The 16,553-nt window shown below is 67.5% G+C and carries 14 protein-coding genes and 1 pseudogene; 4 read left to right on the forward strand and 11 right to left on the reverse strand.

Annotated features, from left to right (window positions below; all coding sequences use genetic code 11):
* Positions 1-8: 8 nt before the first annotated feature.
* Both SB771_RS17965 and SB771_RS17970 read right to left on the reverse strand, forming a co-directional pair.
* On the reverse strand, positions 9-1,598 hold the full coding sequence (locus SB771_RS17965) for a flavin-containing monooxygenase (protein ID WP_175659047.1): 1,590 nt from the start codon (positions 1,596-1,598) through the stop codon (positions 9-11).
* 246 nt (positions 1,599-1,844) lie between these two features.
* Positions 1,845-2,516 carry a lysoplasmalogenase gene (locus SB771_RS17970; protein ID WP_175659048.1) on the reverse strand — a complete coding sequence of 224 codons (672 nt, stop codon included), beginning with the start codon at positions 2,514-2,516 and terminating at the stop codon, positions 1,845-1,847.
* 371 nt (positions 2,517-2,887) lie between these two features.
* On the opposite strand from SB771_RS17970, the gene speB reads away from it, so the two are divergent.
* Positions 2,888-3,856 carry an agmatinase gene (speB, locus tag SB771_RS17975; protein WP_175659049.1) on the forward strand — a complete coding sequence of 323 codons (969 nt, stop codon included), beginning with the start codon at positions 2,888-2,890 and terminating at the stop codon, positions 3,854-3,856.
* Positions 3,857-3,911: 55 nt separating this feature from the next.
* Here the strand turns inward: speB and SB771_RS17980 are convergent, their stop codons facing one another.
* The 3 genes and pseudogenes from SB771_RS17980 to SB771_RS17990 form a co-directional block, all read right to left on the reverse strand.
* On the reverse strand, positions 3,912-4,121 hold the full coding sequence (locus SB771_RS17980; RefSeq protein ID WP_006753082.1) for a hypothetical protein: 210 nt from the start codon (positions 4,119-4,121) through the stop codon (positions 3,912-3,914).
* Between the two features lie 284 nt (positions 4,122-4,405).
* Positions 4,406-4,609, reverse strand: coding sequence for a cold-shock protein (locus SB771_RS17985; RefSeq protein ID WP_006485974.1), 204 nt, complete (start codon positions 4,607-4,609; stop codon positions 4,406-4,408).
* A gap of 326 nt (positions 4,610-4,935) precedes the next feature.
* Positions 4,936-5,525, reverse strand: a pseudogene (locus tag SB771_RS17990) (NAD(P)H-dependent oxidoreductase).
* 118 nt (positions 5,526-5,643) lie between these two features.
* Between SB771_RS17990 and SB771_RS17995 the strand changes: the two are divergent.
* Entirely contained in the window at positions 5,644-6,549 is a 906-nt protein-coding gene (locus tag SB771_RS17995) for a LysR family transcriptional regulator (protein WP_011659059.1), read from the forward strand.
* A 95-nt stretch (positions 6,550-6,644) separates the two neighbouring features.
* Here the strand turns inward: SB771_RS17995 and SB771_RS18000 are convergent, their stop codons facing one another.
* From SB771_RS18000 to SB771_RS18015, 4 genes are all read right to left on the reverse strand, one after another.
* On the reverse strand, positions 6,645-7,625 hold the full coding sequence (locus tag SB771_RS18000) for a sulfonate ABC transporter substrate-binding protein (protein ID WP_175659050.1): 981 nt from the start codon (positions 7,623-7,625) through the stop codon (positions 6,645-6,647).
* A gap of 124 nt (positions 7,626-7,749) precedes the next feature.
* Positions 7,750-8,598 carry a MerR family transcriptional regulator gene (locus tag SB771_RS18005; protein ID WP_175659051.1) on the reverse strand — a complete coding sequence of 283 codons (849 nt, stop codon included), beginning with the start codon at positions 8,596-8,598 and terminating at the stop codon, positions 7,750-7,752.
* A 9-nt stretch (positions 8,599-8,607) separates the two neighbouring features.
* Entirely contained in the window at positions 8,608-9,168 is a 561-nt protein-coding gene (locus SB771_RS18010; protein WP_175659052.1) for a GNAT family N-acetyltransferase, read from the reverse strand.
* Between the two features lie 101 nt (positions 9,169-9,269).
* The gene (locus SB771_RS18015) at positions 9,270-10,190 is read right to left on the reverse strand and encodes a LysR family transcriptional regulator (RefSeq protein WP_175659053.1); all 921 of its coding nucleotides are present in this window, start codon (positions 10,188-10,190) and stop codon (positions 9,270-9,272) included.
* Between the two features lie 125 nt (positions 10,191-10,315).
* On the opposite strand from SB771_RS18015, the gene SB771_RS18020 reads away from it, so the two are divergent.
* Complete coding sequence (locus tag SB771_RS18020) at positions 10,316-11,314, forward strand: quinone oxidoreductase family protein (protein WP_175659054.1); 999 nt, start codon at positions 10,316-10,318, stop codon at positions 11,312-11,314.
* Between the two features lie 88 nt (positions 11,315-11,402).
* Here the strand turns inward: SB771_RS18020 and SB771_RS18025 are convergent, their stop codons facing one another.
* The gene (locus tag SB771_RS18025; protein WP_175659055.1) at positions 11,403-12,917 is read right to left on the reverse strand and encodes an MDR family MFS transporter; all 1,515 of its coding nucleotides are present in this window, start codon (positions 12,915-12,917) and stop codon (positions 11,403-11,405) included.
* Between the two features lie 230 nt (positions 12,918-13,147).
* Between SB771_RS18025 and SB771_RS18030 the strand changes: the two genes are divergently transcribed.
* Positions 13,148-14,707, forward strand: coding sequence for a methyl-accepting chemotaxis protein (locus SB771_RS18030; protein WP_175659056.1), 1,560 nt, complete (start codon positions 13,148-13,150; stop codon positions 14,705-14,707).
* A 65-nt stretch (positions 14,708-14,772) separates the two neighbouring features.
* Here SB771_RS18030 and SB771_RS18035 read toward each other — a convergent pair whose 3' ends face one another.
* Positions 14,773-16,440: an ATP-dependent helicase gene (locus tag SB771_RS18035; protein ID WP_175659057.1), complete on the reverse strand. Its 1,668-nt coding sequence runs from the start codon at positions 16,438-16,440 to the stop codon at positions 14,773-14,775.
* Positions 16,441-16,553: the final 113 nt, after the last annotated feature.

Below are 16,553 nucleotides of genomic sequence, written 5' to 3' on the forward strand. Positions count from 1 at the left end.
TGTCTGGCTCAGGCCGCTTCGGCGGAAGGGGAAGTTGAAGCGGAAGCGGCTGACGCGGCTGCGGGCCGTGCGGCCGTGTCATGCCGCGGCGCGCCATACGCGTGGTAATCGGCGATCGAGAAGCGTGCGGTCGCCTGGCGGAAGCGCCATGTGAAGCCCGGCCACAGCGTCGTGTTCTTGCCGGTGCGCGGGTCGAGGTACCAGCTCTTGCAGCCGCCCGTCGACCAGATCGCCTTCTTGAGCTTGCCCTGCAGGTCGTTGTTGAACTGCGCCTCGACGAGCGGGCGCACTTCGATCGCATCCGCGCGTTCGCGCTGCATCGTCTGCAGCGCGCCGAGGATGTATTCGATCTGCGACTCGATCATGTACACCATCGAGTTGTGGCCGAGGCCCGTGTTCGGGCCGACGATCATGAAGAAGTTCGGGTAGCCGGGCAGCGTCGTGCCGAGGTACGCATGCGCGCCGTCGCGCCATGCGTCGACGATGTCGAGGCCGCCGCGGCCGACGATAGCGCCGCGCGGAAACGGATCGGCGACCTGGAAGCCGGTGCCGTAGATCAGGCAGTCGACTTCATGACGCTTGCCGTCGGTCGTCACGACCGCGTCCGCTTCGATGTGGTCGATGCCTGTCGTGACCACGTCGACGTTCTTGCGCGACAGCGCCGGATAGTAGTCGTTCGAGATCAGCACGCGCTTGCAGCCGAGCGTGTAGTTCGGCGTGACGGCCTGGCGCAATTCCGGATCGGGGATCTGCTTGCGGATGTGACGCAGCGCGAGCTTCTGCACGTTCTTCATCAGCGACGGATGGATCGCAAAGCCGAGCACGCGCGATTCGAGCATCCAGTAGATGCCGCTGCGCACGGCCTTCTGCGTGAACGGCAGCGTGCGGAACAGCCATTTCTCGAAGCCGGTCAGATTGCGGTCGGGCTTCGGCATGATCCATGGCGGCGTGCGCTGGAACAGCGCGAGTGCCTTCACGCGCGGCGCGATCTGCGGCACGAACTGGATCGCGCTCGCGCCTGTGCCGATCACCGCGACGCGCTTGCCGTCGAGCGAGTAGTCGTGATCCCACTGCTGCGAATGGAAGGCGCGGCCCTGGAACGTTTCGACGCCGGGGATCGCCGGCAGCGCGGCGCGCGACAGCCCGCCCATGCCCGACACGAGCACGCGCGCCGACAGCAGCTTGCCGTTCGCGAATGTGAGGCGCCAGCGCTGCGCGGTTTCGTCGTACTCGGCGCGCCGCAGTTCGTGGTTCATGCGCAGGTGCGGGCCGATGCTGAAGCGCTGCACGCAGTCTTCCAGATACGCGCGAATCTCCGGCTGCGGCGCGAACATGCGCGTCCAGCGCGGGTTCGGCGCGAACGAGAACGAATAGACGTGCGATTGCACGTCGCATGCACACCCGGGGTAATGATTGTCGCGCCACGTGCCGCCAACCGATGCGGCCTTCTCGAGGACGACGAAGTCGGTCATGCCTGTTTGCCGCAGGCGGATCGCCATTCCCAGCCCGGCGAAGCCGGTGCCGATGATGGCGATGTCGATGGTTTCGTCCGGGCCATCGTGGCCGGGCGGGCCGAAAGGCAACGTGCGAGCATTCATCCGGGTGTCTCCGATTTGGCTCATTTTTTAATGTTACATTGGTTGATGTAACGATAGTGGGTGAGCCCGGAAACCGCAAGCGGCTAGAAGCGACGCTCTAACGGCGGGAAACCAGACGGGAAAAGGCTGAGCGGGGTTTGGAACGGCGTGCTTTCCGCATTGCGGGAGGCGTGGAAAGGGCCGTCGACAGGGCGAGCGAGGCGATGAACGAAACCGCCGATGCGCGGCGGTCTGTTTGAAACAGTATCAGGGACGGATCGAGCGGGCGGCCGTCTCCTGGAAAACCCCGGCCACGATCAGGACCTGCGCGAGCGCATAGAGGCCCCAGATCAAGTAGTCGATGCCGGGAAAGCCGCCGAGGAACCGGCCGACGCCGATCAGCGTATCGGAGCCGACGAAGATCAGGCTGCCGACGGCGACCAGCGCGCCGCGCGTGCGCGCGGCGAGCGCGAAGCTCGCCATCACGCACAGCACGAGCATGTAGACGGCGACCGGCGCCAGCAGCTCGCCGAGGTGCGGGAAGAACGCCACGTAGAACGCCGGCGCGGCGATCCACAGCGCGACGAGCGCGCCGATGCGCCAGCCGTGCGGCCGCGCGCGCCATCGGAAGAAGACCACGCAATAACACACGTGCGTGAGCAGGAACGCGCCGAGGCCGAACACGAACGACAGCGGCCAGTCGGGTAGTGCAAGCAGCACGTCGCCGAGCACGGCGGTCGCGAGCGCCGCGCACAGCCACGCGCGTTCGCGCGGCGCGCCGCACGTGCTGCCGGCCGCGAGCAGCAGGATGCCCATCGCGGCTTTCGCGGCGGTCTGGCCCGGATAGGGCGCGGCGGCGAGCGACAGCCCGTACAGCAGCGCGGCGGCGATGGCGAGCGGCCAGAGCCGGCGATAGGCGGCGGGAAGCGTGGCGATCAAGGCGAATGTCTCCGGTTTGTGGTTCTTGTGGCGGATGGCGCGCCGTCGCGGGCGCGGCTGCCGGCCATTATCCGAAATAACGGGTGCACGAGAACCGGCGAATCCTTCTAGGAAACGGAGGCGAAAGGAGGCGATGGGCGGCGATGCCGCCGCCGGATTTTTCCGCGCGTTGCCCCGGCTGAACCGGGGCAACGCGTTCCATTCAGCTTGCTATGATCGCCGCGGTATTGCCGTTGTCGATGTCGTTGTCCCGTCCGGTTGCGCGACGATGCGCAAGCCGATACGTGCCCGATGAATCCATGCCGTGTCCGGCCCGTGCGCCAATACCAGGCGAAACGGGCGGCCCGGCCGCCATGACTACAGGTCCGACCATGACCGAACTTCTCCACGGCGACGGTGCGATCCGTCGCACGACGCCGTACGGCGCCTCGATCGAAAATACTTATGCGGGTGTGCTGTCGTTCATGCGCCGCAACTATTCGCGTGCGCTCGACGGTGTCGACGTCGCGATCTCCGGCGTGCCGCTCGATCTCGCGACGACCTATCGCTCGGGCGCAAGGCTCGGGCCGGCCGCGATCCGCGCGGCGAGCGTGCAACTCGCGGAGCTCAATCCATATCCGTGGGGCTTCGATCCGTTCGACGATCTCGCGGCCGTCGACTATGGCGACTGCTGGTTCGACGCGCACAATCCGCTGTCGATCAAGCCGGCGATCGTCGAGCATGCGCGCACGATCCTGCGCTCGGGCGCGAAGATGCTGACGCTCGGCGGCGACCACTACATCACGTATCCGCTGCTGATCGCGCACGTGGAGCGCTACGGCAAGCCGCTGTCGCTGATTCATTTCGACGCGCACTGCGATACGTGGGCCGACGACGAACCGGACAGCCTCAATCACGGCACGATGTTCTACAAGGCCGTGAAGGAAGGGCTGATCGATCCCGCGACGTCGGTGCAGGTTGGGATCCGTACGTGGAACGACGACTTTCTCGGGATCGAGCGGCTCGATGCCGCGTGGGTGCACGAGCATGGCTCGCGCGCGGCGGTCGAGCGGATCGTCGATATCGTCGGCGCGCGGCCCGCGTACCTGACGTTCGACATCGATTGCCTCGATCCGGCGTTCGCGCCCGGTACGGGCACGCCGGTCGCGGGCGGGTTGTCGTCAGCGCAGGCGCTCGCGATCGTGCGCGGGCTCGGTGCGGTGAACCTGATCGGGGCGGATGTCGTCGAGGTGGCACCGGCCTACGATCACGCCGACATCACCGCAATCGCGGCCGCGCATGTCGCGTGCGATCTGCTGTGTCTGTGGCGGCAGAAGAAGGTGGCGGGTGCGTTGAAGTAAAGCGGGCCGGCGCAGGGCGCCGGCGCATCGCTGGAACGATGGGCGGGCGCTGGCTTCAGCCGCGCGTGTCGATCCAGTTGCGTGCCCAGCGGCTCGAGTGCTGCAGTGCCTGTTCTTCGCTCACGAAATAATCGAGCGAATAGAACTGGTAACGGCCTTCGGCGCGTTCGAGCAGCAGGTTGGAGGAAAAACTACCGTCGGGCAAACGATGTGCCGAGGGTTGAACGGCATAGCCGTTGTACTGTTGAATTCGTTGGTTTTGCATTTGCGTTTTAATTTTAATGATGTTCGAGTGCGCGCGTGCCGTGCCAAATGTGCACAGGTGCGCCGATTCAAAGCCATTGCGAGCTGAATCCGAAGCAGTCGAAAAGCAGAAAAGGGGCCTTGCAGCCAGAGGGGGAATGAAGTGCAACGAGGCGTGTGGCGCTCGGCAAGCTGCTGATCAATCAGATGCAGCTAAGAGCAGTCGCGCCAACTTTGGGAGTCGAAGCTCCGCGAGGATGTCGCTGCAACCCGGCGTCCGTTACCGGAGGCCGGGTCCTTCAAACTTTACAGCGGCTTGATGTTGGCCGCTTGCAGACCCTTCGGGCCTTGCTTCGTTTCGAAGCTCACCTTCTGGTTTTCAGCCAGCGTCTTGAAACCGTCGGCGCGAATTTCCGAGAAATGCGCGAACAGGTCGTCGCCGCCGTTGTCCGGGGTGATGAAGCCAAAGCCTTTGCTGTCGTTGAACCACTTGACGATACCGGTATCCATGAAGAATCCTTGATGAAAAAAATAGAAAGATGTGCTCTGCGAGAGAGCGTTTGAAGCGTCAAGGAGGGAGAGGACCACGAATATCGCTGGGTAGCGACAATTGATGAACAGCAATCGAACTTCTTGAACTTCTGGCGACACACTACGCGCCGCCCGTGCCGCCGTCAATCGTTATGTTGTAACTGTTTCATTGAGCCATCCGTTTGTCAGATGAAACGATGTGACCCTGCGGGGCGGCGCGGCCGGTCCGGCGTGGTGCGCAGGCGTCATCATACCGCGGTAAAGCCCCAACGCATGCAGGGCGGCGCGCGCCGCCCATCCGGATTTCAGCCGATTCGAGCGCGTCCTGCCCGGAACTGTCCGGCGATCGTTGCGACGCGTTCGCCATACCGGCGGGCCGTCTCGAGATCCCCCGGCGACATCTCGTCGGGCGACGCGTCGGCCGGCGTCTGCGCCATCGGCGCGATATAGGAGCCCATGCGATTCAGGTCGTCACGCAGCGAGGCTTTCACGTTCGCCGGCTTGATGTCCATGCTCGCCCAGATCCCGCCGTGCTGGCCGGCGAGCAGGACGAAGTATTCGAGCGTATTGAGCTTGTCGCCGTTGATGCTTGCGCTGTTGGTGAAGCCGCCAAAGATCTTGTCGCGCCACCGGCGTCGAACCAGACCTTCGACGATGCATCGGCGAACTTCTTGAACTGCCAGCTCGGGCCGCCCATGTAGGTCGGCGAGCCGAACACGATCGCATCGGCGCCGGCGAGCATGTCCCACGCGTGCGCGGCAATATTTCCGTCGGCGTCGATGGCGACGAGCTCGGCGCCGGCCCCTTCGGCGACCGCCGCTGCCATACGTGCGGTATGCCCGTAGCCGGAGTGGTAGACGACGACCGCTTTAACCGAAGAAGTGTGTTGCGTCATGATTGTTCCCTTTCGTTCACGTTGTCGTCGGGTGACGACATGGGAAAGCACTCTACTGAGTCGCAACCGGGTTATAAATGACGACCGATTGAACGTGCTGTTACTTCCAGGATGAACAATGCAAAACCTCGACGCGCTCCTGATCTTTGCCCGGGTCGCCGAAATGACGAGCTTCACGCGGGCGGCCGAAAGCCTGGGCATCCAGAAAGGACGTGTGTCGATGGTGATCCGCAAGCTCGAGCGCGACGTGGGGGTTGCGCTCCTGCATCGGACCACGAGGAGTGTGCAGTTGACCGAGGACGGCCGCGCGTTCTATTCCCGCGCCCGCGACCTGTTGGCCGAGGTGCAGGAATTGCAATCGATGTTCTCGGGTAACGGCACACGCCTGCGCGGCAGGTTGCGCGTCGACATGCCAACCGAACTGGCACGCAGCGTCGTGGTTCCGGCACTACCGCAATTGATGGCCGCGCATCCCGAGCTCGAACTGGAACTGTCGAGCACCGATCGGCGCGTCGATCTCGTCCAGGAAGGGTTCGACTGCGTGATCCGGCTGGGTCCGATCACCGACGACACGCTGATTGCCCGCCCGCTGGGCAAGCTGCGGATGACGAATGCGGCGAGCCCGGGCTATCTGGCACGGTACGGCATACCGCACACGCTCGACGATCTGCGCACCCAGGGGCACCGGATGGTCCACTACACGCTGACACTCGGCGCCCGGCATCCCGGATGGGAATATCCGAACGGCGACGGCTATGCGTCGCTGCCGTTGCCCAGCGCAATGCAGGTCAACAGCGTGCAGACCTATCACGCAGCCGGGCTTGCCGGCATCGGGCTGATCCAGGCGGGATATTCGGCGCTCGCGCATCACATTGAAAGCGGCGCGCTGGTCGAGGTTCTGCCCGACCTGCGTCCCGAGCCGCTCGCCGCGTCGCTCGTGGTGGCCCATCGGCGCAATCTGTCGCCGCGCGTGCGGGCGTTCATGGACTGGATCGAGGGCGTCTTGGCGCCCTATCTGGATTAGTCGCGACGGGAGCGGCGGCGTTTCCCGCCAATTCGAGAAGACAAAAAAAGGCCGACGGGCAGGGTGTCCGTCGGCCTCGTTCGAGTGCGTTGACGTTACTTCGCGGCGAGCGCACTCGCGACGTTCGTGTCGATCCACGCATTCTCCGCGACGCTCAGCTTTTGCGGAATCAACTTCGCCGTGTGGAACGCATCGGCAACCCGCTGCTGCGCCGCGACGATCCTGTCGTCGAGCGGCACCGCGCCGAACGGCACGCGCTTGATCCACGTCTCGACGAGCGGTTGCGGCAGGCCGACCTTCGGCGCGAGCAGCGCGGCCGTGTCGGCCGGATGCCCGTTGACCCACTGGCCCGTTTCGCGCGCCTGTTTCAGGATCGCGCCGACCAGGTCCGGATGCTGCTGCGCGAAGTCGCGCGTCGCTTCGTAGAAGTTGTTGGTCGCCGCGAGCCCCGTATAGTCGGACAGCGTGCGCACCTTCAGCGCATTCTGCGCGGCCGCATAGTACGGATCCCATACGACCCACGCGTCGACGTTGCCGCTCTCGAACGCGGCGCGCGCGTCGGCCGGCGGGAGATACACGGGGTGAATTTCATCGTAGCGCACGCCGGCCTTCTTCAGCGCTTCGAGCAGCAGGTAGTTCGCGCTCGAGCCTTTCTGCAGCGCGACCTTCTTGCCGCGCAGCTCGGCGACCGAACGGATCGGCGAATCGGCCTTCACGAACACGGCTTCGTTGTGCGGGGCCGGCGGCTCCGCGCCGACATAGACGAACCGCACGCCGGCCGCCTGCGCGAACACGGGCGGCGGCGCGCCCGTATAGCCGAAGTCGATGCTGTTCGCGTTCAACGCTTCGAGCAGTTGCGGGCCGGCGGGGAATTCGAACCACTGCACGCCATAGCCGAGCGGCTTGAGCCGGGCTTCGAGCGAGCCTTGTGCCTTGATGATCGACAGCAGTCCGGCCTTCTGGTAGCCGATGCGCACGACCTTGTCGGCGCCGCCCTGCGCAAAGGTCGACGTGGCGGAGAGCGCAACGAGCGCGACGGCGGCGGTGCGGGTGATCCAGCGGGTGAAACGAATCATCGAACGAACTCCATGCGAAACGTCTTCTGGCGAGCGGCCGGTGCCGCCCGGTTGGAAGAATCGTCGCATGGGCGATCGCGCCCGCAAACGAAGCATTGCCGATATGAATATGACGGCGACGGCCCTATGCTTTGCCGCCGTCGCCCTGCGGATCGGACGTATCGGTCGCGCCGGATTGCCGCGCCGCCTCGTCGCTGAGCTTCTTGTCGAGGATCGTCGCGACGCGCCCGCCGAGATAGGCGCTTGCCGCGTTCTCGAGCGCGCGGTTCGTCTCGCCTTCGACGAACACCGCCGCGAGCGGGCGCAGGCGCCAGATTGCATCGACGAGCGCGGGCACGTCGGTCACCGGCGGCAGCGTGCCTTCGTCGTAGCGGTCGAGCCGCTTCACGACGAGATCGACGAGCAGCCGCGCGATCGCGTCGAAGTGCGGCCGCGCGAGGCTGATCACGTCGAGCAGTTCGCGCGGCGGGATGCCTTCCTTCGCCATCGCGGCCGCGGCCTCGAGCAGCGCGGGGCTTTTCGCGACGAACGACAGGCCGTGCCGTTCGAGCAGCCCGAGCTCGGTCACGCGCGACAGTTGCGACGCCGTCTGCGGGCCGAACATCTGCGCGAGGGCGGCGAGCGAATAGGTTTTCGGCAGTTCGTGCGACCAGCGGCCGCCGATCGCGTTTTCCAGGCCGAGGATCGAGCGCAGGTCGTGACCTTCATCGATCGCCTTGATCAGATCCTGGATGTTCGACAGCGTGTAGCCGCGTGCGAGCAGATGGTTGATCAGCTTCAGGCGGGCGACGTGCGTGTCGTCGTAGATGCCGACGCGCCCGCGCTTCTCCGGCGGCGCGAGCAGCCCGCGATCCTGGTACGCACGCACGTTGCGCACGGTCGTGTCGGACACGCGCGCGAGTTCGTCGACCGTGTACTCGTTGCGGGAATTCGCGGCGGCCTCGTCCTGCATGGGGGGAGTCTGTTTTGACATGCGGCCATTCTAGCGCGACGCGACAGGCTCGGGCGAGGCGGGGAGCGTGCGTGCGCCGTCGCCGAGCGCGCGCTGCATCAGCGCGGTATCGATCCAGCGGCCGTGCTTGAAACCGACCGCCTTCAGCACGCCCGCCGGCTCGAAACCGAATGCGCGGTGCAGCGATGTCGAGCCGCCGGTGCCGCCGTCGGCGATCACCGCGATCATCTGGCGCCACGGGCCGGTCTCGCACCGCGCGATCAGCGCCGCGAGCAGCGCGCGGCCGATGCCGCGGCCGCGCTGGGCGTCGTCGATGTAGATCGAGTCCTCGATCGTGTGGCGGTATGCGCTGCGCGTGCGATACGGCGTCGCATACGCGTAGCCAGCGATACGGCCGTCGCATTCCGCGACGAGATAGGGCAGCCCGTGACGCAGCACCGCGTCACGGCGCGCGCGCAGTTCGTCGACGTCGGGCGGCGTCTCCTCGAACGACGCGACGCTGTGGCGCACGTGGTGCACGTAGATCGCTTGAATGGCGGCGAGATCGGACTCGGTCGCGTCGCGGACGACGCAGGCGGCAGCAGCGGACATGGTGGCGGAGCGGGCGGACGAAACCGTTACTATGCCGGCCGCTCGGCGGTGCGGTAAAGGTATCGGCGGCGTCGCGCGCTCGGCATGCCGCGCCTACCGGTCTACAGGTGGCCGTCCGCAGCGCGCACCGCGTCGGCGATCGCATCCGCGACGCGCTGCACGCGCGGCGAGCGCCGTACGTCCGGGTGGACGACGAGCCAGATTTCGCGCTCGACATCGCAGCGCGGCGCGGACGTCAGTTCGACGAGCGCCGCGGTGGCCGACAGCGACGGATCGGCCGAGGCCGACATGTCCGCGCCGGCGTCCGCGTACGTTACCGGTGCGTCGACGAGAAAGCGCGGCAGCAACGCGATCCCCGCGCCGGCCACGCACGCACGATGCAGCGCGGCCAGATCGTTGGCGACGAACGCGAAGCGGCGGCCGGCCGCGAAGCGTTCGAGCCACTGCTGTTGCGGCATCTGCGCGAGTGCGTCGTCGTAGCCGAGGAATGCCCAGGTGTCGGGCGGCTCGGCGGCCCGTTCGGGCGACGCGCACAGCGCGAAGCGCATCGTTCCGAGCCGGCGCGCGGCCAGCCCCGGCTCGCTCGGCCGCGACAGGCGCACCGCGAGGTCGGCTTCGCGTGCGTACAGGTTGGCCGCGTGCATCTCGCCCATCAGGTCGATCCGCAGCGCGGGCCACGCGCGTTGCGCGCGGGCGAGCCGCGGCGCGAGGAAGTGGCTCGCAAATACCGGCGACGCCGACACGCGCACGACGCCGTCGAGCGCCGCCGCGCCCTGCGCGGCGCGCGCGAACGCATGCACGTCGGCTTCGACGCGGGCCGCATGCTCGGCGAGATGCAGCCCTTCGTCGGTCGGCGGCCAGCCGCGCGGCAGCCGGTCGAACAGCCGGATGCCGAGCGCGGATTCCAGCGCGTCGATGCGCCGGGCGACCGTCGAATGCTGGACCTGCAGCGCCCGCGCGGCGGCCGACAGGCTGCCGCCGCGCATCACCGCGAGGAAATAGCGGAGGTCGTCCCAGCTCATCGGCAGCGGAGATGCCGGCGTCGGATCGGTCGAATTTTGCACAGTAGATGGGCGTGTAACGGGAATTCCGATCGATTATGCACGATGGGATGATCGTGCCACTTCATTCGATTGCGAGGAACGTCATGACCCAAATTGTCACCGCCACCCGGATCGGGATCGACCGCTACGGCGACGCCGGCGTGCTGCGCCGCGTCGATGCGCCCGTCTCGCAGCCCGGCGCCGGCGAGGTGCGGATTCGCCAGACCGCCATCGGCGTGAATTTCGTCGACATCTATTTCAGGACCGGCGCGCATCCGTTGCCGGCGCTGCCGGACGCGCTCGGCGTCGAGGCGGCCGGCGTGGTCGACGCGGTCGGCCCCGGCGTGACGGCGCTCGTGCCGGGCCAGCGCGTCACGTATGCAGGGCTGCCGACCGGCAGCTATGCGAGCCTGCGCACGCTGCCCGCCGAGCGCGTGGTGCCCGTGCCCGACAGCGTGAGCGACGACGCGGCCGCGGCCGGGCTGCTGAAAGGGATCACCGTCTACATGCTGCTGCATCGCGTCCGGCAGGTCGGCGCCGGCGACACCGTGCTCGTGCACGCGGCGGCCGGCGGTGTCGGGCTGCTGGCGACGCAGTGGGCGCGCGCGCTCGGCGCGCGGGTGATCGGGACGGTCGGCTCCGCCGCGAAGGCCGCACTGGTGCGTGCGCATGGGGCGGAAGCGGTGGTCGACTATCGCGAGGAGGATTTCGTCGCGGCGGCGCGCGCGTTCGGCGGCGGCGCGGGCGTCGACTATGCGATCGACGGGATCGGCGGCGAGGTGCTCACGCGTACGCTCGGCGCGGTCCGGCCGTTCGGGATGGTCGCGAGCATCGGGCAGGTTGCCGCGATCGGCGCGCGGCAGACGATCGATCTCGACGAACTGGGCCCGGCCCGCTCGATCGCGCTGGCGCGGCCGAGTGTGCTCGGCTTCATTGCGCGTGACGTCGCGGGGTATCGGGAAGCGGCGCGCACAACGCTCGAGCGGCTCGCGGACGGGATGCACGTGGAGATCGGCGCGCGGCTGCCGCTCGAACGGGCGGCCGACGCGCATCGGTTGCTGGAGTCGCGTCAGACGACGGGCGCGGTGGTGCTGGTGCCGTGACGGCCGAGCGGGCGGCTGCCGAAAGTCGAGACGAGAGTCGTGTCGCCCGGCGGGCACGCGGCGGTGCCACGCCGCTGCCGCCCGTCGATCAGTGATGCGTGCGCAGCGGCGCACTCTCGACGAACCACGCGAGCACGAAGGCGATCGCGATCATGCCCGCCGCCGACAGATACACCACATGCAACGACCCGGCGAACGCGTGCAGGTACGCAGTGCGCACCGCCTCCGGCAACTGGTGCACGGCCGCCGGGCCGAGCGCGGGCGGCAGCTCCGTGCCGGCCGGCAGCGCCTGCGCGAGGCGCGACTGCAGCCCGTGCGAGAACAGCGCGCCGAACGCGGCGACGCCGAGAGAGCCGCCGATCGAGCGGAACAGCGTCGCACCCGACGTCGCGACACCCATGTGCCGGAATTCGACCGTGTTCTGCACGGCGAGCGTCAGCACCGGCATCACCATGCCGAGCCCGATCCCGAGCAGCGCCATGTACGCGTACATGGTGTGCAGCGGCGTGTCGATCGACAGCGTCGACAGCAGCGCCATCGCGATGCCGCCGATCAGCGTCCCCGCGATCGGAAACGGGCGATACGTGCCGAACCGCGAGATCAGCCGGCCGCTCGCGATCGACATCGCGAGCATCCCGCCCATCATCGGCAGCAGCTGCATCCCGGCCTGCGACGGCGTCGAGCCCTTCACGACCTGCAGATAGAGCGGAATGAACGTGACCGAGCCGAACAGCGCGATGCCGACGACGAAGCCGATCAGGCTCATCAGCACGAAGGTGCGCTGGCGGAACAGTTCGAGCGGCATGATCGGCTCGGCCGCGAGCCGCTCCTCGTAGACGAAGCCGCCGAGCGCGACCAGCCCGAGCACGAGCGTCATCCACAGCTGCGGCGACGACCACGGCAGCCGCGAACCGCCTTCGCTGGTGAACAGGATCACGCAGGTGAGGGCCGTCGCGAGGAACGCGGCGCCCATGTAGTCGATCCGGTGCTTCACGTGCGCGGTGTGCGGCCGGAACACGATGCCGATCACCGCGAGCGCGAGCGCGCCGAGCGGCAGGTTGATCGTGAAGATCCAGCGCCACGACAGGTGTTCGACCAGGAAGCCGCCGAGCAGCGGTCCGACGATCGTCGCCAGGCCATACACGCCGCCGAACATCCCCTGGTAGCGCGCACGGCGATCGGGCGGCACCAAGTCGCCGATCGCGGCCATCGTCACGACCATCAGCCCGCCGCCGCCGAGCCCTTGCAGCGCGCGCAGCACGATCAGCTGCGTCATGTCCTGCGCGATGCCGCATAGCGCGGAGCCGGCGAGAAACAGCACGATCGCGGCCTGCAGCACGATCTTGCGGCCGTACAGGTCGCCGAGCTTGCCGTACAGCGGCAGCACGACCGTCGACGACAGCAGGTACGCGGTCACGACCCACGACAGCTGGTCGAGGCCGCCGAGCTCGCCGACGATCGTCGGCAGCGCGGTCGACACGATCGTCTGGTCGAGCGCGGACAGCAGCATGACGAGCAGCAGCGCGGCGATCACCAGCCCGATCGGCGTGTCGCGGCGGGCCGCTTCGGCGGCCGGCGGAGCAAGAAGGGTATCGGTTCTCATCGAGATATCTGCCATGGCAGGGAATTGACCGGAATATAGAGGCAATTGATTGACTGGTCAATTTCTGCCGGGGCTCGATTTGTTGCACTGGTAACAGAAGATTTGCGGGGGCAGAAATTTGATCGCGATCAGCCCGAAAGAGGGCCGGACTCAAGTTTTTCGCAGGCAAACCGTAATCCAGAGTGCCGCGCGCCGATTGGCGCGGCACCTTTCATCGCTCACGTCCCGTCATGAACCTGAACGCCCTGTTTTCCCGTTTCTCGATCCGTACGCGGATTTTCTCCACGCTCGGCCTGGTCGCCGTGCTGCTCGTCGTGTCGGGCCTGATCGGCCTCACCGGCATGCAGAGCTCGAACCGTGCGCTCGACGAGGCCTATACGCGCCAACTGTCCGCGAAGACCGCGCTGTCCGCCGCCAGCCTGAACCTGACGATCGTGCGGACCACGCTCGACCGCGCGCTGCTGCATCCGGAGGCGCCGGACGTGCCAGATCTCGTCAAGAAGGCCGACAGCTACCTCGCGAAGGCCGACGCCGCGTGGCGCACCTACGCGGGCATGCCGCACGACGGCGACGAAGGGCCGCTCGCGACCCGCCTCGACGCCGCGCGCCAGGCGCTGATCGGGCAGGCGCTGAAGCCGCTGATGGACGCGATCCGCGAGGGACGTCGCGACGATGCCGACCGGCTGTTGATGACGGTCGCGCCGCCGCTGTCGGTCGCGCTCACGCAGGCGACCGATGCGCTCGACGCGTATCAGGCCGCGCGCGGCAAGGAGGTCTACGACACCGCCCAGACCTACTACAGCTGGATGCGCGTGGGCGCGCTCGCCGGCATTGCGTTCGGGCTCGCCGCGTGTTTCGGCTGCGCGGTCGGCCTGCATTTCGCGATCACGCAACCGGTGAACCGGCTGCTGTCGCATTTCCGCCGCCTGTCGGAAGGCGACCTGACGTCGGAAGTGCGCTGGTCGTCGCGCGACGAGATGGCCGAACTGGTCAAGGGCGTGACGGGCATGCAGCGCAGCCTCGCCGATACGGTGCGCCAGGTCAGCCAGGGTTCCGAAGCGATCTCGACCGCGACGCACCAGATCGCGGCCGGCAACACCGACCTGTCGCAGCGCACCGAGGAGCAGGCCTCCGCGCTGCAGGAGACGGCCGCGAGCATGGAGCAGCTGACGGCGACCGTGAAGCAGAACGCCGATCACGCGGTCGAGGCGCAGGCCTGCGCGGACAGCGCGAGCGAGATCGCGACGCGCGGCGCGACCGTCGTCGGCGAAGTGATCGGCACGATGAACGAGATCGACCAGAGTTCGCAGAAGGTGGCCGACATCATCGGCACGATCGAGGGCATCGCGTTCCAGACCAACATCCTCGCGTTGAATGCGGCGGTCGAAGCCGCGCGCGCGGGCGAGCAGGGCCGTGGCTTCGCGGTGGTCGCGGGGGAAGTGCGCACGCTCGCGCAGCGCTCGGCCTCGGCCGCGAAGGAAATCCGCACGCTGATCGGCGAGTCGGTTGAGCGTGTCGCGACGGGTTCGCGGCTGGTCGGCGTGGCTGGCGCGACGATGCAGGACATCCAGCAGGCGATCGGCCGCGTGACGGGCATCATGACCGAGATCGCGGCCGCGTCGAACGAGCAGCGTGACGGGATCGAGCAGGTGAACCGCGCGGTGTCGCAGATGGATCAGGTGTCGCAGCAGAACGCGGCGCTGGTCGAGCAGGCGGCGGCAGCGGCTGCGTCGCTCGAGGAGCAGGCTGATGGGTTGCGGCGGGCGGTGGGGGCGTTTCGGGTGGCGTGACGGGGGAGTCGCGGGAGGGCGGTCAGTTCAACGTCATGCCCGCCACCCGCCTCGTCAACCCCGCATCAACCGCCCGTGAGCTGCGCGGCCGAGCGCGCCGACGCGACGAGCAGCAGCTTCATCGTCGCGCGCGTCGCGCCGACGAACAGCTTGCGGGCCGCGCGCGCATCGAGCGTGTCGAAGTCGATCTCGGTGAGGATCACGCACGGCGCGGATTGCCCCTTGAAGCGGTAGATCGAATCGAGCAGCACGTCGCCTTCGCGATATTCAGGGTTGCCGAACAGATCGTACTTGCCGGTGAAGCGCTTGACGCGGTGTGGGCCGAGCTGGTCGAGCGGCGCGAGCACCGAGCTTTCGCGGCCGCGATACGACAACACCGCGATGTCCTGCTTGCGGAAGCCGAGCGACAGCGCGTGCGTGATCGCGCGCTTGGTCGCGTCGATGCAGGCTTCGGCGAGCGCGTCGCCCGATGCGCCGTCTTCACCGTATGACGACACCGACGGATCGGAACCGTCGAACGGGCTGCCCGAGCGCAGTTCCAGCGCGAGCGGCTCGACGCGGCCGACGATGTCGCGCACGAATTCGAGCAGGTCACGCGGGCTGCGGTAGTTCGTCAGCGCCTTCAGCGTGACCCAGCCGGGCAGCGCGACGGGCTCGCGCAAATAAAGGTTCTGCAGCGGGTCTTCCAGCCACCACCAGGCCCCGTCCGGCGCGAGCAGGCGCTCGAGCGCCGTCGCCCACGGCGCGTGGAAATCCTGTCCTTCGTCGACGATCAGCACGTCGAAGCGCCAGCGTTCCGGAATCGGCGCTTCAGCAAAGCGCGCCTCGAGCCGTTCGAACGCACCCGGTACGTCGAAGTCGGGCGTATAGCCGCCGTCGCGCGCCACCCAATCGCACAGCTGATGGTAGTTCGCGATCTTCGCGCCGGGCGGCGCGATGCGTGCGATGTAATCGGCGAGCGGCCGGTTGAAACAGACGTAGAGCACGCGCTTGCCGGCCGCGACCGCGTCGCGCATCGCCTGCACCGCGAGCTGCGTCTTGCCCGAACCCGCGGTGCCCGTCACGCGCAAGCGGAACGGCGTGAACTCGAGCTGCCGCGCCCATTCGGCGAGGCCGCCCGACAGCCGCGTGACCAGCGTGCCGGCCTGCCCGACGAGCGCACTCGTGTCGGGCGTGAGCGCCAGCTCGTCCGCGAGGAAATGATGCAGCTTCGCCGCATTCGGCAACGTTTCGTCGTGCTCGGGCAGGATCTGCAGGATCACCTGCGCGAGCTGCGCCTTGCGCGACGCGTCGACGATGCGATCGGCCGCGACGCCCGCAATCGCCGTCTCCCGGATCGAGTAGTCGGGGCAGTACAGCAGCGCCTCGACGCCGTAGACGCCCGCGCCGAGCGCGGCGGTCAGCCGCCGGTGCAGCGTCTCCTGCGTGCGCGCGAGCTGGATCGGGACATTGCGCTCCTTCTGCAGGTAGACCTTCACGAGCCCCTTCGGCGTTTCGCGCAGGAAGCCGGCCTTCTGCTCGATCAGCAGCACGCGGCCGGCCGGACTCACGACGACGAACGCCGCTTCGCCGAACACCGAAAAGCCTTGATCGGCACGCGTCCAGTGCACGCCGTGATAGACGGTGTAGGTGTCCGGCAGCGCATGTTCGAGGGCGGCGAGCGTCTCGCGCTCGCGTTCGGCCGCGCCGGTGGCGGCGAGGCTTTTCCAGTCGTCGGGAATGAGGCGGGCCATGAAGGGGCGGCGGATGCCGGTCGTGAACAGGGTCCGGCTATTGTACTGAGGAACCTGTTCACGACCGCTGCGCCGCGCGGGCGCCGGCCATGCGAAGGCGGGCGGCGCAGTGG

The sequence above is a fragment of the Burkholderia sp. SIMBA_051 genome, from assembly GCF_046534915.1.
GTDB lineage: Bacteria > Pseudomonadota > Gammaproteobacteria > Burkholderiales > Burkholderiaceae > Burkholderia > Burkholderia ambifaria.